At 52.9% G+C, this 20,393-nt stretch carries 17 protein-coding genes; 12 read left to right on the forward strand and 5 right to left on the reverse strand.

Features of this window, described 5'->3' with window-relative positions:
• Positions 1-16 precede the first annotated feature (16 nt).
• The 3 genes from NA624_RS22065 to NA624_RS22075 all read right to left on the reverse strand — a co-directional run bounded on the left by NA624_RS22065 (position 17) and on the right by NA624_RS22075 (position 3,497).
• The gene (locus NA624_RS22065; RefSeq protein WP_001054595.1) at positions 17-913 is read right to left on the reverse strand and encodes a LysR family transcriptional regulator; all 897 of its coding nucleotides are present in this window, start codon (positions 911-913) and stop codon (positions 17-19) included.
• 114 nt (positions 914-1,027) lie between these two features.
• Positions 1,028-2,221 carry a mandelate racemase/muconate lactonizing enzyme family protein gene (locus NA624_RS22070; protein ID WP_000975833.1) on the reverse strand — a complete coding sequence of 398 codons (1,194 nt, stop codon included), beginning with the start codon at positions 2,219-2,221 and terminating at the stop codon, positions 1,028-1,030.
• 13 nt (positions 2,222-2,234) lie between these two features.
• Positions 2,235-3,497, reverse strand: a complete 1,263-nt coding sequence (locus NA624_RS22075) for an MFS transporter (RefSeq protein WP_000061262.1) — start codon at positions 3,495-3,497, stop codon at positions 2,235-2,237.
• A 304-nt stretch (positions 3,498-3,801) separates the two neighbouring features.
• Here NA624_RS22075 and yidA point away from each other — a divergent pair, with 304 nt between their 5' ends.
• The 6 genes from yidA to NA624_RS22105 all read left to right on the forward strand — a co-directional run bounded on the left by yidA (position 3,802) and on the right by NA624_RS22105 (position 9,640).
• Positions 3,802-4,647, forward strand: a complete 846-nt coding sequence (gene yidA / locus NA624_RS22080) for a sugar-phosphatase (protein ID WP_000985570.1) — start codon at positions 3,802-3,804, stop codon at positions 4,645-4,647.
• A 260-nt stretch (positions 4,648-4,907) separates the two neighbouring features.
• Positions 4,908-5,597 carry a D-galactonate utilization transcriptional regulator DgoR gene (gene dgoR / locus NA624_RS22085; RefSeq protein ID WP_000174317.1) on the forward strand — a complete coding sequence of 230 codons (690 nt, stop codon included), beginning with the start codon at positions 4,908-4,910 and terminating at the stop codon, positions 5,595-5,597.
• Positions 5,594-6,472: a 2-dehydro-3-deoxygalactonokinase gene (locus NA624_RS22090; RefSeq protein ID WP_000127129.1), complete on the forward strand. Its 879-nt coding sequence runs from the start codon at positions 5,594-5,596 to the stop codon at positions 6,470-6,472. The genes dgoR and NA624_RS22090 overlap by 4 nt, the downstream gene beginning before the upstream one ends.
• Positions 6,456-7,073: a 2-dehydro-3-deoxy-6-phosphogalactonate aldolase gene (locus NA624_RS22095; RefSeq protein ID WP_001198741.1), complete on the forward strand. Its 618-nt coding sequence runs from the start codon at positions 6,456-6,458 to the stop codon at positions 7,071-7,073. Before NA624_RS22090 ends, NA624_RS22095 begins: the two co-directional genes overlap by 17 nt.
• Entirely contained in the window at positions 7,070-8,218 is a 1,149-nt protein-coding gene (gene dgoD, locus NA624_RS22100) for a galactonate dehydratase (RefSeq protein WP_000704735.1), read from the forward strand. The genes NA624_RS22095 and dgoD overlap by 4 nt, the downstream gene beginning before the upstream one ends.
• A gap of 84 nt (positions 8,219-8,302) precedes the next feature.
• Entirely contained in the window at positions 8,303-9,640 is a 1,338-nt protein-coding gene (locus NA624_RS22105) for an MFS transporter (protein WP_000253524.1), read from the forward strand.
• Positions 9,641-9,665: 25 nt separating this feature from the next.
• Here the strand turns inward: NA624_RS22105 and torS are convergent, their stop codons facing one another.
• Positions 9,666-12,401, reverse strand: a complete 2,736-nt coding sequence (torS, locus tag NA624_RS22110) for a TMAO reductase system sensor histidine kinase/response regulator TorS (RefSeq protein ID WP_000106940.1) — start codon at positions 12,399-12,401, stop codon at positions 9,666-9,668.
• Positions 12,402-12,480: 79 nt separating this feature from the next.
• Between torS and torT the strand changes: the two genes are divergently transcribed.
• Positions 12,481-13,521 (forward strand): TMAO reductase system periplasmic protein TorT, encoded by a 1,041-nt coding sequence (gene torT, locus NA624_RS22115; protein ID WP_001202036.1) that lies wholly within the window; start codon positions 12,481-12,483, stop codon positions 13,519-13,521.
• Here torT and torR read toward each other — a convergent pair.
• Positions 13,494-14,186 carry a two-component system response regulator TorR gene (gene torR, locus NA624_RS22120; RefSeq protein WP_001562512.1) on the reverse strand — a complete coding sequence of 231 codons (693 nt, stop codon included), beginning with the start codon at positions 14,184-14,186 and terminating at the stop codon, positions 13,494-13,496. The two genes, torT and torR, sit on opposite strands and share 28 nt — an antisense overlap.
• Positions 14,187-14,315: 129 nt before the next feature.
• Here torR and torC point away from each other — a divergent pair, with 129 nt between their 5' ends.
• The 5 genes from torC to NA624_RS22145 all read left to right on the forward strand — a co-directional run.
• Entirely contained in the window at positions 14,316-15,500 is a 1,185-nt protein-coding gene (torC, locus tag NA624_RS22125) for a pentaheme c-type cytochrome TorC (RefSeq protein ID WP_001230254.1), read from the forward strand.
• Positions 15,490-18,042: a trimethylamine-N-oxide reductase TorA gene (torA, locus tag NA624_RS22130; RefSeq protein ID WP_000790693.1), complete on the forward strand. Its 2,553-nt coding sequence runs from the start codon at positions 15,490-15,492 to the stop codon at positions 18,040-18,042. Before torC ends, torA begins: the two co-directional genes overlap by 11 nt.
• Positions 18,035-18,667, forward strand: coding sequence for a molecular chaperone TorD (torD, locus tag NA624_RS22135; RefSeq protein ID WP_000595414.1), 633 nt, complete (start codon positions 18,035-18,037; stop codon positions 18,665-18,667). Before torA ends, torD begins: the two co-directional genes overlap by 8 nt.
• A gap of 189 nt (positions 18,668-18,856) precedes the next feature.
• Positions 18,857-20,257, forward strand: coding sequence for a cytochrome-c peroxidase (locus NA624_RS22140; protein WP_000724469.1), 1,401 nt, complete (start codon positions 18,857-18,859; stop codon positions 20,255-20,257).
• A 5-nt stretch (positions 20,258-20,262) separates the two neighbouring features.
• Positions 20,263-20,393, forward strand: a 131-nt coding sequence (locus tag NA624_RS22145; protein ID WP_119757578.1) for an ATP-binding cassette domain-containing protein, incomplete at its 3' end; no start/stop codon positions are given.

Below are 20,393 nucleotides of genomic sequence, written 5' to 3' on the forward strand. Positions count from 1 at the left end.
TGCCTTAATCCCCGGCCTACCTCTGGTTGGCCGGGGCATCATGATGTTCATCGACATAGCTGAATAAAAAATCTCTAAAGCGCTGCGTGGCGGGCGTTTGTGCGCGCCACGCATGGTAATACACGTTCATATTGCGCCGCAGCGGCGGCGTGAGCGAACAGGTCGCTAATTGGTAGCTTTTGGCGTAATGGCGGGAAAAGGTTCCGGCGATCACCACGCCTTCACACTGCGCCGCCAGCGACATGGCGGTCGCCATATGCTCCACCGTCATTTTGGGCTTAATGCGCACGCCAGCGGTCGCGGAGATCATCGGAATGGATTCGTTGCCGACGGCAATCAGCTCTTCGCTTTGAATCTCTTCCCAGCGAACCGTTTTTTTATGCAGCCGATAGTCCGGATGGCAGTACAGGGCGATTTCCGTTGTGAACAGCGTTTGTTTGTCGATTTCCGGTTCCAGCGGCCGCTCCGGGCCGATACCAAAATCGGCTTCTCCCAACATAATGCTTTTTTGTAATTGCGACATGGGCTTATCAATAAGCTGTACGTGGGTATGCGGATGCTGCCGCTTAAAGGCATGGATGATTTGCGGCAGAAAAGCACAGGCGATCAGCGGCGCGCCAACAACCCGCACCAGGGATTTTTTGATCTCTTTCAGGTCGCGGGCATAATTTTCGGCCCGTTGAAACTCTTCAACAACCCGCATGGCGGCGGGTAAAAACTTTTCGCCGTCGGGCGATAGCTTCACCACGCGCGAAGTGCGGTCGAAAAGGGAAACCTCCATCTGGCTTTCCATTTCGTTGATTAAACCGCTAACAGCTCCCTGCGTGATGCACAGATATTTGCTGGCGGCGGTAAAACTACGCAAATCCGCGACGGCCAGAAACGCGCGAAATTGCCGGATAGTTAAATTCATTTGCCACCTGTGTTACCCCTTTACTGAGAGGATTTTATCTCAGGCTGGATAAGGTCGTGTTGATACGACTCGCAAATACAGGGGGTCTGCCTGCGGCGCAGGCAGACAGTTGGCTTATTTTACGGTGATGGTTGGTGATTTTTTCATGGTTTCCTCGGTCAGCTCCTGGCCGATACCAGGAAGCTCCGGGACTTCGTACATGCCGTTCTTGGGTAGATAGTTGTATTTACAGGTCTGTGTATTCGGTTCCAGCAGCGCATACCGGTGCAGTTCGTGGATGACGAAGTTGGGGATTGCGGTTTCCATATGCAGCGCCACCGCCGTGGAAATCGGCCCGCCGCAAACGTGGATTTGCACCGTTTTGTCGTAAACGTGCGCCATATCGCAGATTTTCTTCACTTCGGTGATGCCGCCGCAGGTGCAGATATCGGGCTGAATAACGCTCAGGCTGCCGTTTTCCAGGAAAGGACGGTATCCCCAGCGCCAGTAAATGCGTTCGCCAGCCGCCAGTGGAATATTAACTTTATCAGCTACTTGTTTCATTTGTCCGGGGTTTAACGGCATGACTGGTTCTTCGTAGTAGAAAATACCCAGTTCTTCTATCATGCGACCAAACTGAATTGCGGATGTAGTATCCGTAAAGGCGTGCATTTCGGCGATGATATCAACGTCCGGGCCGACGGCATCGCGAATGGCGGCCATACGGTCATAGCCCAGGCGCAGGATTTTGTCGGTGAGCGGTCCGTTGAGGTTTTGCTGGTTCCAGTTGCCGTGGCGATCCATCGCGACGGTATCCACTTTTATCGCGTCATAGCCTTCATTCACTGCAATCAGCGCCGCCTGTGCATACTGCTCCGGCTCGGTCAGCATATCTTTATCGCTGCCGTCCCCCCAACCAAACTGTAGCTGACTGGCGTAGGTTCTTATTTTCTCTCGGCTTTTGCCGCCAAGCATTTTATACAGCGGCACGCCCCACGCTTTGCCTTTGATATCCCACAGCGCGATATCGATGCCGCTCATCGCCGCGGAAAAGATGCCGCCGCCGCCCTGCCCCCAGAAGGTTTTTTTGAGCATCTTTTCCCAGATAGCTTCGTTATTCATCGGGTCCATGCCGATGATAATGGCGGCAAGATCTTTTGCCATGCCGATGCCCGCAGAGGCGCCGACGCCGTAAGCCAGCCCGACTTCGCCAAAACCGGAAATGCCTTCGTCGGTATTAATTTTTACCACCACCGGACGCCATTTGCTGGTGGCGGACGCAAAATCGTTCGCCACATCAATGATATCAACGCTGGTAATTTTCATCATTTACTCCTCGTAATTAATATTTTTTAATTGTTAAGATTAATGCCGATACCACGGCGATAGCGCTGATAAAAACCAGGCATAGTAAGCCGCCGGTATAAGTTCCAGTGATAGAAATAAATAAGCCGATAAATACGGGAGATAATGAAGAGAGTCCATTGGCGACGCCGTTCATTACGCCGCTGGCGGCGGAAATAGATTTTCCGGGTATCATTCCCTGTAATAACGTCCAGGCAACGGGCGTACCCATCGTACAGAAAGCAACAGCAAAGGAGAGGAGTACCGCTGACATATATTTATGTTCGGTTATGGTACCGAAATAGATACTGACGCCAGCGAAAAACATTAATACCATTAATATGGGGGCGCTGCGTCCTATTTTATCGACGAAGATCCCCGCAGCGGCTTTAGAAAATATTGACAGGACAAAGGGAAGCGACGCCAGCCAGCCCATTTCCGCCCAGCTAAATCCTCTGGCTGATTTAAGATAGGTCGGCAGCCAGGTAATCATCCCCCAGTACAGGCATTGCAGGCACAGGTACCACAGCACCAGCAACCAGTAGCAATAGTTGGTGATCACCGGTTTGACCCGCAACATAAAACTTTCGCTGTTGCCTGCGCTTTCCGTTTCCTGTCCGGCTTTGATATAAGCCAGTTCCTGTTCGCTGATACTTTTATGTTGTTCTGGTTTATCAGCAACATATCGCCAGAGTAGCCAGAGTGGGATTAACCCGAGAGCGGCGCATAAAAAGAAGTTGGAACGCCAGCCGTGGGTGCCTATCCACCAGGTGAAAAAAGGCATCGCAATGGCGGGTGCCACCGACTGACCGACGATCCACGCCGCGTTTGCTCTGCCGCGCTCCTGCTTCGGGAACCAGTTTTTAATAAATACGCTTTGCAGTGGATAATAAAATCCCTCTCCGATGCCCAGTAATATACGGCAAATAATAATTAGAGCGAATGATGTGGCGACTCCGCCAACCATTAAAGCGATAGTCCAGATCAGAATACAAAGCATCATTGCTTTTCTGGGGCCGAGATAATCGCCAAGCGGTGATAATACAACGTTAGCGATACCATAAGCGGCCAGAAAGACGGTCATCATCATGCCGATTTGCAATGGCATACCTTCAATACCCATATAGGCTAAGAAGGGTTCATTCGCGGCTAATACCGAAACATTAACGCGATCGAGATAAGCAATAAATATTCCAATAAACAGACAGGCAACGATTAAAAATCTTTTCCTGGTTGGGGGGGCGGTAAGGGCCATCGACATTAGCGATCTCCTTCTCATCGGATAAGGTTATTTTAAAATATAAGTTTTTGTTGATTTTTACTGATTAAGAACCAATCCCATTAGGCTCTAAGTGATGATGTCCAAAGTAGCAATACACATTCTTTTAGAAAAACGGTATTTTCTGTTTGATTAATGAGGTTATCTAATACATCAGGAGGGAGAATACGGCCTGAAAAGGGGAATCCCGTTTGTGAATCTTATCCCCCTTTCTCTCGGATTCTTTACTGTTTTTTGAGCGGAATCGCGTTAGCATGAGTCAGGACTCATTTAATGCGGGGATTTCATGGCTATCAAACTTATTGCTATCGACATGGATGGCACCCTTCTGCTGCCCGATCACACCATTTCTCCGGCGGTTAAAAACGCGATTGCCGCTGCGCGTGAAAAAGGGGTAAACGTGGTGCTGACCACAGGCCGTCCGTATGCGGGTGTGCACAGTTACCTGAAAGAACTTCACATGGAACAGCCCGGTGATTATTGCATCACCTATAACGGGGCGCTGGTGCAGAAAGCAGGGGACGGCAGTACGGTTGCGCAAACGGCGCTCAGCTATGATGACTACCGTTACCTGGAAAAACTGTCCCGTGAGGTGGGTTCTCACTTCCACGCATTAGACCGAAATACGCTTTATACCGCTAACCGCGATATCAGCTACTACACGGTGCATGAATCGTATGTGGCGACCATTCCGCTGGTATTTTGTGAAGCGGAGAAGATGGACCCGAACACCCAGTTCCTGAAAGTTATGATGATCGATGAGCCTGCCGTTCTCGACCGGGCGATTGCGCGTATACCGGCAGAGGTGAAGGAAAAGTACACCGTGCTGAAAAGTGCGCCGTATTTCCTTGAAATCCTCGATAAACGGGTTAATAAAGGCACTGGCGTAAAATCACTGGCCGAGGCGCTGGGTATTAAGCCAGAGGAGGTGATGGCGATTGGCGATCAGGAAAACGACATTGCGATGATCGAATACGCCGGTATGGGCGTGGCAATGGACAACGCCATTCCGTCGGTCAAAGAGGTGGCTAACTTTGTGACTAAATCGAACCTTGAAGATGGTGTTGCCTGGGCGATTGAAAAATTTGTGCTGAACCCCGATCACTCATCCGGCCATTTCCCCGCCCGATAAGGCATAGTCGCCATCGGGCAAATACGCGCTTAACGACCCGCACTTGCTGCGGGTTTTTTTATGTCTTTCGTTTACGTCTTATAACGTTCCCATAACCAATTGTCGTTTTTGTGATCTAAATTGTAGTACAACATAATTGTGTTGTACTACATTAATGACATGATAACGACGGTTGATATCACACTAGTACTACAAAATTGCGGCGTAATTCAGCTATCGCGGTAAAGTAAGAGAGTTCACATCGAGCACAAGGACTCTCTATGACTCTCAATAAAACCGATCGCATCGTTATCACGCTGGGCAAACAGATTGTCAGCGGTAAATACGTACCCGGTTCGGCGCTGCCAGCGGAAGCGGATCTGTGCGAGGAGTTTGAAACGTCGCGCAACATCATTCGCGAAGTGTTTCGTTCGCTTATGGCGAAGCGGCTAATTGAAATGAAGCGCTATCGCGGCGCGTTTATCGCACCGCGTAACCAGTGGAATTATCTCGATACCGACGTGCTGCAATGGGTGCTGGAAAACGACTACGACCCGAGGCTTATCAGCGCGATGAGCGAAATACGAAACCTGGTGGAGCCAGCAATAGCACGCTGGGCGGCGGAACGGGCAACATCAAGCGATCTGGCTGAAATTGAGTCGGCGCTAAACGACATGATTGCCAACAACCAGGACCGGGAAGCGTTTAACGAGGCGGATATTCGCTATCACGAGGCAGTGTTGCAGTCGGTGCATAACCCGGTGCTGCAACAGTTAAATGTAGCGATCAGCTCGCTACAGCGAGCGGTATTTGAACGGACCTGGATGGGCGATGCGGCCAACATGCCGAAAACGCTCCAGGAACATAAGGCGCTATTCGATGCGATACGGCATCAGGATGGCGATGCGGCAGAGCAGGCGGCATTAACCATGATCGCCAGCTCGACACGAAGGTTAAAGGAAATCACATGACAGCTCGCTACATCGCAATTGACTGGGGATCGACCAATCTGCGCGCCTGGCTTTACCAGGGCGACAAATGCCTGGAGAGCAGGCAATCAGAAGCAGGCGTTACACGCCTGAACGGTAAATCTCCTGACGCGGTGTTAGCAGAAGTCACAACACACTGGCGCGACAGCGCCACCCCCGTGGTAATGGCGGGCATGATCGGCAGTAACGTAGGCTGGCAAAATGCGCCTTATCTGCCGGTTCCCGCCCTGTTCTCCGCTATTGGCGAACAGTTAACTGCCGTTGGCGACAACATCTGGATCATCCCCGGATTGTGTGTCTCACGCGAGGATAACCACAACGTGATGCGCGGCGAAGAGACGCAACTGCTTGGCGCCCGCGAACTTTCTCCTTCTTCTGTCTATGTCATGCCCGGCACGCATTGCAAATGGGTACAGACTGATACGCAACAAATTCATGATTTTCGTACTGTGATGACAGGCGAACTCCATCACTTGTTGCTGCGTCACTCGCTGGTCGGGGCTGGTTTGCCGGAACAGGAAGCTTCTGGCGACGCCTATGCCGCGGGGCTGGAGCGCGGTCTTAATTCTCCTGCCGTCCTGCCTTCTCTTTTTGAGGTTCGCGCCTCGCACGTGTTGGGACATCTTGCGCGTGAGCAGGTCAGCGACTTCCTCTCCGGCCTGTTGATTGGCGCGGAAGTCGCCAGCATGAGCGAATCCTTTGCGGCGCAACAGGCTATCACTCTCGTCGCTGGACCCGCGCTGATCTCACGTTACCAACAGGCGTTTCGTGCTATTGGGCGTGATGTTTCAACCGTGGATGGCGATATGGCATTTCAGGCTGGAATAAGGAGCATCGCTCATGCAGTGGCAAACTAATCTCCCTCTCATCGCTATCTTACGCGGTATTACGCCCGATGATGCCCTGGCGCACGTTGGCGCGGTGGTGGATGCGGGATTTGACGCTATAGAAATTCCGCTTAACTCCCCACAGTGGGAAAAAAGCATTTCTTCCGTGGTGAAGGCGTATGGCGGCAGGGCGCTTATTGGCGCTGGTACCGTACTGAAACCGGAACAGGTAGACCAGCTTGCCGGGATGGGCTGCAAGCTGATCGTCACGCCAAATATCCAACCGGAGGTGATCCGCCGGGCAGTGAGCTATGGCATGACCGTGTGTCCGGGCTGCGCCACGGCAACAGAAGCCTTTGCTGCGCTGGATGCTGGCGCACAGGCGTTAAAAATTTTCCCATCATCGGCGTTTGGTCCGGGCTACATCAGCGCGCTGAAAGCGGTACTTCCGCCGGATGTTCCGCTATTTGCCGTCGGCGGCGTGACGCCGGAAAACCTGGCGCAATGGATTAAAGCCGGCTGTGTGGGCGCGGGATTGGGTAGCGATCTCTATCGCGCCGGGCAATCCGTTGAACGCACCGCGCAGCAGGCTGCGGCATTTGTTAATGCGTATCGAGAGGCAGTGAAATGAAAATAACTCACATCACCACGTACCGTTTACCTCCACGTTGGATGTTCCTGAAAATCGAAACGGATGAAGGCGTGGTTGGCTGGGGAGAGCCGGTCATTGAAGGTCGGGCACGTACTGTAGAGGCGGCAGTACATGAGTTTGCCGATTACCTGATAGGGAAAGATCCGGCGCGTATCAACGACCTGTGGCAGGTAATGTACCGGGCCGGTTTTTATCGCGGCGGCCCGATTATGATGAGCGCCATCGCCGGTATTGACCAGGCATTGTGGGATATCAAAGGCAAGGTGTTGAATGCGCCGGTCTGGCAGCTCATGGGCGGCCTGGTGCGCGACAAAATCAAGGCCTATAGCTGGGTGGGCGGCGATCGTCCGGCAGACGTCATTGACGGTATTGAAAAATTGCGCGGTATTGGTTTTGACACCTTCAAGCTGAACGGCTGTGAAGAGATGGGCGTGATTGATAATTCCCGTGCGGTGGATGCGGCGGTCAATACCGTGGCGCAAATCCGCGAAGCTTTCGGCAGTGAAATTGAGTTTGGGCTCGATTTCCACGGTCGCGTTAGCGCGCCGATGGCTAAGGTGCTGATTAAAGAACTGGAACCCTATCGTCCGCTGTTTATTGAAGAGCCGGTGCTGGCGGAACAGGCGGAATATTATCCGCGCCTGGCAGCGCAAACGCATATTCCGATTGCCGCAGGCGAGCGTATGTTCTCGCGTTTTGAATTTAAACGCGTGCTGGACGCGGGCGGGCTGGCGATTCTACAGCCGGATTTATCCCACGCGGGCGGCATTACCGAATGCTATAAAATCGCCGGAATGGCGGAAGCATATGACGTGGCGCTGGCACCGCATTGCCCGCTGGGTCCAATCGCCCTGGCTGCCTGCCTGCATATCGATTTTGTTTCGCGCAACGCGGTATTCCAGGAGCAGAGCATGGGCATTCACTATAACAAGGGCGCGGAGCTGCTCGACTTTGTGAAAAACAAAGAAGACTTCAGCATGGACGGCGGCTTCTTTAAACCCTTAACCAAACCGGGTCTTGGCGTAGACATTGACGAGGCCAGGGTGATTGAACTTAGCAAAAGCGCGCCGGACTGGCGTAATCCGTTGTGGCGGCACGCTGACGGATCGGTAGCCGAGTGGTGATCGCCACGCTGTAGGCTCAACAAACGTCGCCCTCCGGGCAACCCAATTTAAATATAAAAACACACCCTCTGTAATTTACAGGGCATGGTGAGCGGCCTCGCTATGCCCAGAATCTGGAGACAGATGACGATGGATATTTCAGTTACAGCAGCACAGCCGGGGCGTCGCCGCTATCTGACGCTGGTGATGATCTTTATTACCGTGGTGATTTGCTACGTCGATCGCGCCAACCTTGCCGTGGCTTCCATGCATATTCAAAAAGAATTCGGCATTACCAAAGCGGAAATGGGCTATGTCTTCTCCGCTTTTGCCTGGCTCTATACGTTATGCCAGATCCCTGGCGGCTGGTTTCTCGACCGTATTGGGTCCCGGCTGACCTATTTTATCGCTATCTTCGGCTGGTCAGTCGCGACGCTATTGCAGGGGTTTGCGACGGGACTATTGTCGCTTATCGGCCTGCGCGCTATTACCGGGATTTTCGAGGCACCAGCCTTTCCGGCAAATAACCGGATGGTCACTAGCTGGTTTCCGGAGCATGAGCGCGCATCCGCAGTCGGGTTCTACACCTCCGGACAGTTCGTCGGACTGGCATTCCTTACGCCGCTGCTGATCTGGATTCAGGAAATGCTGAGCTGGCACTGGGTCTTTATCGTCACCGGCGGTATCGGGATTATCTGGTCATTGGTCTGGTTTAAGGTTTATCAACCGCCGCGTTTGACGAAAAGCCTTAGCCAGGCGGAGCTGGAGTATATTCGCGATGGCGGCGGTCTGGTGGATGGCGATGCGCCAGCGAAAAAAGAGGCCCGCCAGCCGTTGACGAAAGCCGACTGGAAACTGGTGTTCCATCGTAAGCTGGTGGGCGTCTACCTCGGTCAGTTCGCCGTAAACTCTACGCTATGGTTCTTTCTGACCTGGTTCCCTAATTATCTGACCCAGGAAAAAGGCATTACCGCGCTAAAAGCGGGCTTTATGACGACCGTACCGTTCCTGGCTGCCTTTTTTGGCGTACTGCTCTCCGGCTGGCTGGCGGATAAACTGGTGAAAAAAGGCTTCTCGCTGGGCGTGGCGCGCAAAACGCCGATTATTTGCGGTTTGCTCATCTCCACGTGCATTATGGGCGCTAACTACACTAACGATCCGTTGTGGATTATGGCATTGATGGCGATAGCTTTCTTCGGCAATGGATTTGCGTCCATTACCTGGTCGTTAATCTCTTCCCTTGCGCCGATGCGGTTGATTGGCCTTACCGGCGGTATGTTTAACTTTATCGGTGGGTTGGGCGGGATTAGCGTACCGTTAGTGATTGGTTATCTGGCGCAAAGCTACGGTTTTGCTCCGGCGCTGGTCTATATCTCCGTTGTGGCTCTGCTGGGTGCGCTGTCTTACATCCTGTTAGTGGGCGATGTGAAACGCGTCGGATAAGTTGGCCGTGGCGAGCCGGAAGCTATTATGGCGAAGGATGACCGGCTATCCATGCGTCGAGCGCCGTCACTCCCTGCGTCACGATAGTTTTAATATCTATATCGCTAAGCGGTTGCAATTCCAGCTCCCGACAGGCTTCGGTTGCCTGCGTCATCCCCAGGCTGGCGCAGCCGCTTTTTAATTTATGCGCCAGCCGCTTAATGTTAACGTCGTCATTCATGGCGCGCGCCGCCTCGATCTCCTCGACTAAAGGCAGCGCGCTGTCTTTGAATAAGGCGACCCATTGCCGGAGCTTTTCCGGGCCGACAGACGCCATATCGCCGGCAAGCTGATGTTCATTCAGCATCGCCCGCGCGTTGTGAGATTTGCCCTGTAAATAGTGCGCTATCATACGGTAAAGCTCCTCGCGGGGAACGGGCTTTTGAATAATCCCGCAGAAAAGACCGGCGGTACGCTGACGAAGATTATCGTCTATCACATGCGCGCTAAAACCAATGCGTTTCATGGCGGGATACTGACTCATCAACTGCTGCGCCAGGGTTAAGCCGTCATAATCCGGTAAATCAAAATCCACCAGCGCCACATCAAAGGACTCGCCTTCGGCTAAACAGCGTAGCGCGTCATTCGCGCTTTCAGCTACTGAGACCTTCACCCCTTTACCCGTGAGCATTTCAGCGGTAATACGCTGCGTCAGCATATTATCTTCAATCAGCAACAGGCGTAGTCCGTTAAGATTTATCGGTTCCCTGAACGCATTTTTGCTTGCGGGTCTGGGGTGGCGAACCGGCAGTTGTAAGCGAAAACAACTGCCAACATGAAGCGTACTGGTGACGGTTAGCGTCCCGCCCATCGCCTCTGCCAGGCTGGCGCTGATAGCCAGCCCCAGGCCCGTCCCGCCCCGGCGTCCTGTCGCCTGCACAAACGGTTTGAAAATAGCCGTCAGCTTTGCTTCAGGGATACCGCATCCGGTATCTTCAACCTCAATAAACCAGCTCTGATCGTCGCAAAACGTGCGCAGCACTATGCTGCCGCGATCGGTAAATTTCGCCGCATTACTTAAAAGATTAATCACAATTTGACGTATCCGGCGCGGATCGCCTTGTAGCGTGGAGGGGAGTTGCTCGCTAAAGTCGGCGATGAGCGCTACCTGCACGCGGCTGTGCATTAAATGCAGCGCGCTATTCAACAATTGTCGCGGTTCAAACGGTTCCTCGCTAATAGAAACGTTGGTGCCGCCTACTTCAATCGCCGAGTAATCAAGAATATCGTTAAGAATCGCCAGTAGCGATTCGCCTGAATCATTAATGGCCTGTAAGTCGTCGCGGTAGTTTGCCATGAGCGGTTTATCGGCCAGCAATTGTACCGTACCGAGAATGCCGTAAAGCGGCGTGCGAATTTCATGGCTCATGGCGGCAAGGAACGTCGATTTCGCCTCGTTGGCCTTTTCCGCTTCGGCGCGCGCCTGCCGGTGTTCCAGCACCAGCGCATGAAGCTCCGCCGTTTGCGATCGCACCTGTTCCGCCAAATCCTCACGATGGCGGTTTAATTTGCGCACGTTGGCGCGAAACGCTTCCATCAGACGGCTGATGGTATCCAGTTCGCTGACGCCAGCCGCCTCCGGAAACGGTGAGTCAATATCGCCCTCCAGTAGCCGCTGTAAGGCCTGCGTTTGTTGCGCCAGCGGGCGGGATACGGAACGGTAAACCACTCGCCAAAGGATAAAACTTAATGAGCACAGCGCCAGGATACCTAAGATCACTAACCCTATTTGCCCACGCTGACTGGCGTGTGTAAGGCGCGCTAACCCAGCCTCGTTTCGTTTTTCGATGGCGTTCACCAACTGCGACACTTCCGTACTGAAGCGGGTAAACTGAAAGAGGTTATTGGCCATAAGCGTTTGAAGCTGGTCGCGGATGGCATTTTCCTTACGAAACAGGGTAACTAGTGTGGTGTACTGGTTTATTTTCTCCAGCGCGTCGGCGATTTGGGCGCGAACGGTAGGATCTTCTATACGCTGCTGGCGGCGGGATAAAATTTTAACCAACTGATTAAGTTTTTCATCGGTGTCCTCGGCATCGCTCAGCCCTTGCGCGTCTTTTAAGGTCACAATGAGCTGCTTAAACCGCAGGGCATTGACCCGCAACTCATTCATCTGATTCACATACTCAAGGTCGATATCAATCAGTCGGTCAAGCGCGCGTTCAGCCTGATCCCCTTTACCGCTTTCGATAAGATCGTAAATACCGGCCTGGGTGGCGCCCGCAGATGTCGCGGCATTATTGGCCTGACCGTGAGCCTGGGCGGCAATGCTTTCCGCCGCCTCCGCAATCTGGTGGCTTAACTGCTGTTGCTGTGCGCGCAGCGTGAGAATTTCACCGACCAGTGTTCCCTGTTGCCCAAGCGTTTGCGCAATCTCTTTTTCTTGCCGGGCGATGGCCGAGGTATTAAATCCCTGCTCGCTTAATGCCTGCAAAAGATGGTTAATTTTAAGGCTTTGCGCTTTCAGCATCTTCCCCTGCGCCAGCCAAACGCCCTCACTGTCGGCATTGGTCAGATTTTGCGCGGAAAAGAGCTCGTAAGCGCTGGCTTCGCTTAACTGCCTGGCCATATTCATCGTGGGGAGCAACGCTTGCGTATTGGTTTGCTCCACCTGACTAATGACGCGCAGGCTTATCCAGCCGATCACGGTGCTGAGCAGGGTGAGTGCCGCCATCAGGGCGAAGGCCAGCCATAATCTGCGGGTCAGTGAAGGCGTTGACATTTATGCGCCGCGGGTGAAATGGGTTGAGTTGCCGCCGGAAAAACCATTAGGATAAAACCTTGTTGCTGGTGGGGCTATCATGCGCGCGCTTATTTCGTTCTTTTTTTTGATAATCATCGTCTCGAATGTAGAAACGGCGTCAGCCGAAACCGGACTGCTACACTGGACGCGCGCCGATCGGGCGATTCCCTGGCGGCAAACGTCAGTCAATGCGAGTAAACCCTGGAAACTGTGCGCATTATACCCCAGCCTGAAAGATTCTTACTGGTTGTCCGTCAACTACGGGATGCAAAAAGCGGCCAAATTGTATGGCGTTGATTTAAAAGTGCTGGAAGCGAATGGCTATCGGCAACTGGCGACGCAACAACAGCAAATGATGCAGTGCCGGGAGTGGGGTGCCGACGCTATTCTGCTTGGCAGCAGTACCGATCGTTTCCCGGAGCTGGAACGGTTTGCCGGTAATGTGCCGGTTATTGAACTGGTGAACATGATTCACGATGCCAGCGTCGCAACCCGCGTTGGTCTGCCGTGGTTTCAGATGGGGTATCTGCCGGGACGTTTCCTGGTGCAGTGGAGCAAAGGAAAAGCGCTTAACGTTTTACTCTTCCCGGGGCCGGAAGAAGCCGGCGGCAGTCAGGAGATGGTGGCGGGTTTTCGCCAGGCAATTAAAGGCAGCGCGATCAACATTGTGGATATCGCCTGGGGCGATAACGACATTGAAGTGCAGCGAAACTTACTCCAGGAAATGCTGGAGCGCCATCCGGACGCCAATGTGGTCGCCGGGTCGGCGATAGCGGCGGAGGCGGCGATGGGCGAAGGGCGAAATTTGACGACTCCGCTCACGATCGTCTCATTTTATCTGACGCATCAGGTTTATCGCGGTTTAAAACGCGGCCATATCCTGATGGCGCTCAGCGATCAGATGGCCTGGCAGGGAGAATTAGCGATAACGCAGTCGATTAAGGTCTTACAGGGGCAACCGGTGCCTGAAAATATCAGCCCGCCGGTGCTTATTTTGACGCATAACAACGCCGACAGCGCGCGCGTTCGCCGTTCGCTATCGCCTCCGGGATTTCGGCCCGTCTATCTGTATCAATACACCTCCGAGGCTAAAAAGTAGCCTTCGCCATGCTGTGTGACCAGCAGTTCCGGCGTAATTTTATGGCGTAAGCGGCGAACCAGGACATCAATTGTGCGGAGATCCGGAGTCTCTACGCGGCGGGCGGAAAGCATTCGCAGCAGGCGTTCACGATGCAGCACTTTGCCTGGGTTGGTCACAAAGGCCAGCAGTAGCTCGTACTCCGCGCGCGTAAGCTTAATGGCTTCACCATTGTGCTCCAGCGTGTGATTCATCACGTTCAGGCAGTAACCGGAAAACATATAGCAGTTTTCACTGGCATTTTGCGGCGTGGGGCGGGCCAGATCGATGCGCCACAAAAGATTTTTCACCCGCACTACCAGCTCGCGCAGTTCCAGCGGCTTGGTGACGTAGTCGTCCGCGCCCATCTCCAGCCCGACGATGCGGTCGATTTGGTCGCAACGCCCCGTCACCAGAATAATGCCCACCGTGGAACGTTCGCGTAGCGCCCTGGTCAGCATCAACCCGTTTTCATCGGGGAGGTTGATATCCAGCAGGATCAGCGAAACGTGCTCATGCTCCATGATGTCGCGCAGGCCCGCGCCGCTGTCGGTCACCGAAACGCGATACCCCTCCTGCTCAAAATAGGCCTGTAATCTGGCCTGAGTAACAGGTTCATCCTCAACAATAACAATGTGATGTGACATCCTGCGCGCGGTCTCTTTCTGTTCATATCTGTTCATATATTGCCGTATCCCGTTCATCCTGACCAGTGACGCTGTTCATATTTGCGGAATAAGATCTGCGCATTAAACCATATAATTACAGGGGCTATTATGCGAAAACTCTGGAGAGCGCTACTCAGGCCAAGCGCCCGTTGGTCGATACTGGCGCTGGTCATTGTCGGGATTGTGATCGGTGTTGCGCTGATCGTGTTACCTCACGTCGGTATCAAACTGACCAGTACGACAGAGTTTTGCGTCAGCTGCCATAGTATGCAGCCGGTGTATCAGGAATATAAACAGTCCGTACATTTCCAGAATGCTTCCGGCGTACGCGCGGAATGCCACGATTGCCATATCCCCCCTGATATTCCAGGCATGGTGAAACGTAAGCTGGAAGCCAGCAACGATCTTTACCAGACATTTATCGCCCACTCGATTGATACCCCGGAAAAATTTGAAGCCAAACGCGCCGAGCTTGCCGAGCGTGAATGGGCGCGCATGAAAGAGAATAACTCCGCGACCTGTCGTTCCTGCCATAACTACGATGCGATGGATCACGCGAAACAGAACCCGGAAGCGGCGCGGCAAATGAAAATCGCCGCGAAAGAAAATCAGTCCTGCATCGACTGTCATAAAGGGATTGCCCACCAGCTACCGGATATGAGCAGCGGTTTCCGCAAACAGTTTGATGAACTGCGCGCCAGCGCCAGTACGCATAATGACGGCGATACGCTCTATTCGCTGGATATCAAGCCGATTTACGCCGCTAAAGGTGATAAAGAACCGGCAGGTTCGCTGTTGCCTGCTTCTGAAGTGAAAGTCCTTAAACGGGACGGTGACTGGCTGCAAGTGCAAATCGAAGGCTGGACGGAGACGGACGGTCGTCAGCGCGTACTGACGCAGCTGCCCGGTAAACGTATTTTTGTCGCCTCGATTCGCGGCGATGTGCAACAGCATGTGAAAACGCTGGAAGAGACCACCGTCGCGGCGACCAATACTCAGTGGAGCAAATTACAGGCAACTGCGTGGATGCAAAAAGGCGACATGGTAAATGACATTAAACCGATTTGGGCCTATGCCGACTCCCTCTATAACGGCACCTGTAATCAGTGTCACGGCGCGCCGGACAAAGCGCACTTTGACGCTAACGGCTGGATCGGCACGCTCAACGGCATGATCGGTTTCACCAGTCTGGATAAGCGTGAAGAACGTACCTTGTTGAAATATCTCCAGATGAATGCGTCTGATACCACCAACACGCCGCACAGCGATAAGGGAGAACACAATGAAAAATAAGGACACGCTACACGTCTCTCGTCGACGTTTTCTGGCGCAGCTTGGCGGTTTGACGGTGGCAGGAATGCTGGGACCGTCACTGCTGACGCCCCGTAGCGCCAGCGCAGCGGATGCCGTTGCGCCAGGCGCCGCGACGAAAGAGGGTATCCTTACCGGTTCTCACTGGGGGGCGATTCGCGCCACGGTGGTTGACGGTCGATTTGTGGCGGCAAAACCGTTTGAACAGGATAAATACCCGTCCAAAATGATCGCCGGTCTGCCCGATCACGTCCACAACGCGGCGCGTATTCGCTATCCGATGGTGCGCGTCGACTGGATGCGCAAAGGTCATCAAAGCGACACCTCGCAGCGCGGCGATAATCGTTTTGTGCGCGTCTCCTGGGATGAAGCGCTGGATCTGTTCTATCAGGAACTGGAGCGGGTGCAAAAAACCTACGGGCCGAGCGCGTTACTGACGGCGAGCGGCTGGCAATCTACCGGCATGTTCCATAACGCCTCCGGGATGCTGGCGCGCGCGATTGCGCTACATGGCAATAGCGTTAGCACGGGAGGGGACTATTCGACCGGCGCGGCGCAGGTGATTCTGCCGCGCGTGGTGGGTTCAATGGAAGTGTACGAGCAGCAAACGTCATGGCCTCTGGTTTTACAGAACAGTAAAACGATTGTGCTATGGGGTTCTGATATGGTGAAAAACCAGCAGGCAAACTGGTGGTGCCCGGATCACGATGTCTATCAGTACTATGAACAATTAAAAGAGAAGGTTGCCAGCGGCGCTATCTCGGTCATCAGCATCGACCCGGTTGTTACCTCCACGCACGATTATCTGGGGCGCGATAAGGTCAAACATATCGCCATTAACCCGCAGACGGATGTCCCGTTACAACTGGCGCTGGCGCATACCCTGTACAGCGAGAAACTGTACGATAAAAATTTCCTCGATAACTACTGCGTCGGTTTTGACCAGTTCCTCCCCTATTTGCTGGGCGAGAAAGATGGACAGCCCAAAGATGCCGCCTGGGCGGAAAAACTGTGTGGTATTGACGCCGACACCATCCGCGCGTTGGCGCGGCAGATGGCGGGCGACAGAACGCAAATCATCGCTGGCTGGTGCGTACAACGTATGCAGCATGGTGAACAGTGGTCATGGATGGTCGTCGTGCTGGCGGCAATGCTGGGACAGATTGGTTTACCGGGCGGCGGCTTTGGTTTTGGCTGGCACTACAACGGCGCCGGGACGCCTGGTCGTAAAGGGATCATTTTAAGCGGCTTTTCCGGTTCGACGACCGTTCCGCCAGTACACGACAGCACGGATTACAAAGGCTACAGCAGCACCATTCCTATTGCGCGTTTTATGGATGCCATTCTTGAACCGGGCAAGGTCATTAACTGGAACGGCAAATCGGTTAAATTACCGCCGCTGAAGATGTGCGTGTTCGCCGGGACCAACCCGTTCCACCGACACCAACAAATTAACCGCATAATTGAAGGCTGGCGCAAGCTGGAAACGGTCATCGCTATTGATAACCAGTGGACGTCGACCTGCCGCTTTGCGGATATCGTTTTGCCGGCTACCACCCAATTTGAGCGTAACGACCTCGATCAGTTCGGCAACCACTCTAACCGCGGCATTATCGCCATGAAACAGGTGGTGTCGCCGCAGTTTGAAGCGCGTAACGACTTTGATATTTTCCGCGATCTCTGCCGACGCTTTAACCGTGAAGCGGCATTCACGGAAGGTCTTGATGAAATGGGCTGGCTGAAACGCATCTGGCAGGAAGGGAGCCAGCAGGGAAAAGGTCGCGGTATCCACTTACCGACTTTCGAGGTGTTCTGGAATCAACAGGAGTACATCGAGTTTGATCATCCGCAGATGTTTGTGCGCCATCAGGCTTTCCGTGAAGATCCGGACCTGGAGCCGTTGGGCACGCCAAGCGGTTTGATCGAGATTTACTCCAAAACGATCGCCGACATGCAATACGACGATTGTCAGGGCCATCCCATGTGGTTCGAAAAAATCGAACGCTCGCATGGCGGGCCGGGATCGCAGCGCTGGCCGCTGCACTTACAATCCGTCCACCCTGATTTCCGTCTGCATTCCCAACTGTGCGAGTCGGAAGCGCTGCGTCAGCAATATGCCGTTGGCGGCAAGGAGCCGGTCTTTATTAACCCACAGGATGCCAGCGCGCGCGGGATCCGCAACGGTGACATCGTGCGGGTATTCAATGCACGCGGGCAGGTACTGGCGGGGGCGGTAGTTTCCGATCGCTATGCGCCGGGCGTGGCGCGAATTCATGAAGGCGCCTGGTACGATCCTGATAAAGGCGGCGACATCAATGCGTTGTGTAAGTACGGCAACCCTAACGTATTAACGCTGGATATCGGTACATCACAGCTCGCGCAGGCGACCAGCGCGCATACGACGCTGGTGGAAATTGAAAAATATACCGGCCCTATTGATAACGTCACGGCGTTTAACGGTCCGGTCGAGATGGTCGCGCAGTGTGAATATGTACCCGCATCGCAGGGGAATCCGCATGATTAAGCAGCCAGCGCTTGCTCAGGAACAGTACGCCTGCGTATATGCATGGCTGGCGTTACTCTTTTTCCGGGAAGTGGATGATGAAGGGTTAATACAATTACAGTCCGCGGAGATCGCGGACTGGCTGGCGCTGTTAAAGCGTCAGCCTGCGCTGGCGGCGTCGGTGGCGTTACTCGAACAAAAAATTGCCGCGCTTAGCCTGCTCCAGGATGCGCAGCTGGAGCTGGCCGCAGATTTTTGCGGATTGTTCCTGATGACGGATAAAAAATCGGCCTTGCCCTACGCCTCGCAATACCCGCAGCAGGAACCCGGCATGATTAAACATTTATTGCTTGAAGCTGGGATGGAAGTCAACGACGATTTTAAAGAGCCGGCCGACCACTTGGCGATTTATCTGGAATTACTCAGCCATTTACATTTTTCATTGGGTGAATCGTTCCAACAACGGAGAATGAATAAATTACGCCAGAAAACATTGTCGTCATTACTGGAATGGCTTCCGGAATTTACAAATAATTGCCTTAAGCATGATCCCTATGGTTTTTATGCTGCGTTAAGTCAATTATTGTTGGCTATCGTTCGTTTTGATGACGGAAAAGAGGATTTATCCATTGTTGCGGCTGAATAAACCCTGTGACGGGCATCGCAAAATAAATCTTACGATAGTCGGGGGTTATCATATCTATAGGTTTAGCCAATTGTAATTATTGATACCAATCAATATCCATGATGGGTTTGTATTTAGTATTGACGGGCCTCATGAGTAAAAAAATAAAATTTAATTAATCATGCCGCAATACCCCATAAGGATAGTGATATGAAAAAAATTACCCTCTATGCGACAACGGTTATCACCGTTGGGCTGTTATGTTATTTAGGTTTGTCCGGGTATGTATGGTATTACGACAAACAGCGCAGTAAAAAAAGCGATGTGCAGGCCTCGGTTGTGGGTGAAAATAATAAAATACTGGGTTATTTCAGGGAGAAAGGATGTGATTATTGTCATACGCCTTCCGCTGAATTACCTTTTTATTCCTCTTTTCCGGTGGCAAAGCAGCTAATGGATTACGATATCCAGCTCGGCTACAAATCGTTTAACCTGGAGGCGGTACGGGCCGCCCTGATTGCGGATACGCCGGTGCCGCAAAGCGAACTGAATAAAATTGAATGGGTTATGCAACATCAGACTATGCCGCCAACCCGCTATGTCGCGCTGCACTGGGCGGGGGGCGTCAGCGATAAAGAGCGTACTGACATCCTGAACTGGATAGCCGATCAACGTGAGCGCAACTATGCCAGCGCCGATACCGACGCCGCGCACCGGAATGAACCCGTTCAGCCTATTCCGCGCAATATTCCCGTCGATGCGAAAAAAGTCGACTTAGGTTTCCGTCTTTATCATGATGAACGTTTATCCGGCGACAGCACAATATCCTGTGCGCATTGTCACGCGTTAAATGCGGGCGGTGTCGATGGCAGAAAAACCTCAATTGGCGTTGGCGGTGCGGTAGGACCAATAAATGCGCCGACGGTATTCAACTCCGTATTTAATATCGAACAATTTTGGGATGGTCGTGCTGCAACCCTGCAGGAGCAAGCAGGCGGACCGCCGTTAAATCCTATTGAAATGGCTTCTAAATCCTGGGATGAAATTATTAGCAAGCTTGATAAAGATCCTGTCCTGAAAAAAGATTTCCAGGCGGTTTATCCGCAAGGATTTACCGGGGAAAATATTACTGATGCGATCGCCGAATTTGAAAAAACGTTGATAACGCCGGATTCCGCCTTTGATAAATGGCTACGTGGAGATGAAAATGCGCTGACTGCGCAACAGAAACACGGTTATCAATTATTTAAAGAAAATAAATGTGCAACCTGTCACGGCGGTATCATTTTAGGCGGGCGCTCTTTTGAACCATTGGGATTAAAGCGAGACTTTAATTTTGGCGAAATTACCGCAGCGGATATTGGTCGTATGAACGTCACCAAAGAGGTTCGCGATAAATTACGGCAAAAAGTCCCGGGCTTACGCAACGTCGCGTTAACAGCGCCTTATTTCCATCGGGGCGACGTACCGACGCTGGATGGCGCGGTAAAACTGATGCTGCGTTACCAGGTTGGCACAGATCTGCCGCAAAACGATATTGACGATATCGTCGCCTTCCTGGAAAGCCTGACCGGTGTTTATACGCCATATCAACCTGAATATGCGCAATGACAATGATGCTTGAAGCCAGAGATCTGTACTGCGAGCGGGACGAGAGGACGCTGTTCAGCGGGCTGTCGTTCACCGTGGAGGCCGGGGAGTGGGTGCAGGTCACCGGCGGCAACGGCGCCGGAAAAACCACCCTGCT

It is taken from the genome of Salmonella sp. NW38, assembly GCF_051807745.1.
GTDB lineage: Bacteria > Pseudomonadota > Gammaproteobacteria > Enterobacterales > Enterobacteriaceae > Salmonella > Salmonella enterica.

Excerpts from the sequence above, each read along its gene's own strand:
- NA624_RS22065 (WP_001054595.1), bottom strand. The coding sequence starts at position 913 with ATGAATTTAACTATCCGGCAATTTCGCGCGTTTCTGGCCGTCGCGGAT.
- NA624_RS22070 (WP_000975833.1), bottom strand. The coding sequence starts at position 2,221 with ATGATGAAAATTACCAGCGTTGATATCATTGATGTGGCGAACGATTTT.
- NA624_RS22075 (WP_000061262.1), bottom strand. The coding sequence starts at position 3,497 with ATGTCGATGGCCCTTACCGCCCCCCCAACCAGGAAAAGATTTTTAATC.
- yidA (WP_000985570.1), top strand. The coding sequence starts at position 3,802 with ATGGCTATCAAACTTATTGCTATCGACATGGATGGCACCCTTCTGCTG.
- dgoR (WP_000174317.1), top strand. The coding sequence starts at position 4,908 with ATGACTCTCAATAAAACCGATCGCATCGTTATCACGCTGGGCAAACAG.
- NA624_RS22090 (WP_000127129.1), top strand. The coding sequence starts at position 5,594 with ATGACAGCTCGCTACATCGCAATTGACTGGGGATCGACCAATCTGCGC.
- NA624_RS22095 (WP_001198741.1), top strand. The coding sequence starts at position 6,456 with ATGCAGTGGCAAACTAATCTCCCTCTCATCGCTATCTTACGCGGTATT.
- dgoD (WP_000704735.1), top strand. The coding sequence starts at position 7,070 with ATGAAAATAACTCACATCACCACGTACCGTTTACCTCCACGTTGGATG.
- NA624_RS22105 (WP_000253524.1), top strand. The coding sequence starts at position 8,303 with ATGGTGAGCGGCCTCGCTATGCCCAGAATCTGGAGACAGATGACGATG.
- torS (WP_000106940.1), bottom strand. The coding sequence starts at position 12,401 with ATGTCAACGCCTTCACTGACCCGCAGATTATGGCTGGCCTTCGCCCTG.
- torT (WP_001202036.1), top strand. The coding sequence starts at position 12,481 with ATGCGCGCGCTTATTTCGTTCTTTTTTTTGATAATCATCGTCTCGAAT.
- torR (WP_001562512.1), bottom strand. The coding sequence starts at position 14,186 with ATGTCACATCACATTGTTATTGTTGAGGATGAACCTGTTACTCAGGCC.
- torC (WP_001230254.1), top strand. The coding sequence starts at position 14,316 with ATGCGAAAACTCTGGAGAGCGCTACTCAGGCCAAGCGCCCGTTGGTCG.
- torA (WP_000790693.1), top strand. The coding sequence starts at position 15,490 with ATGAAAAATAAGGACACGCTACACGTCTCTCGTCGACGTTTTCTGGCG.
- torD (WP_000595414.1), top strand. The coding sequence starts at position 18,035 with ATGATTAAGCAGCCAGCGCTTGCTCAGGAACAGTACGCCTGCGTATAT.
- NA624_RS22140 (WP_000724469.1), top strand. The coding sequence starts at position 18,857 with ATGAAAAAAATTACCCTCTATGCGACAACGGTTATCACCGTTGGGCTG.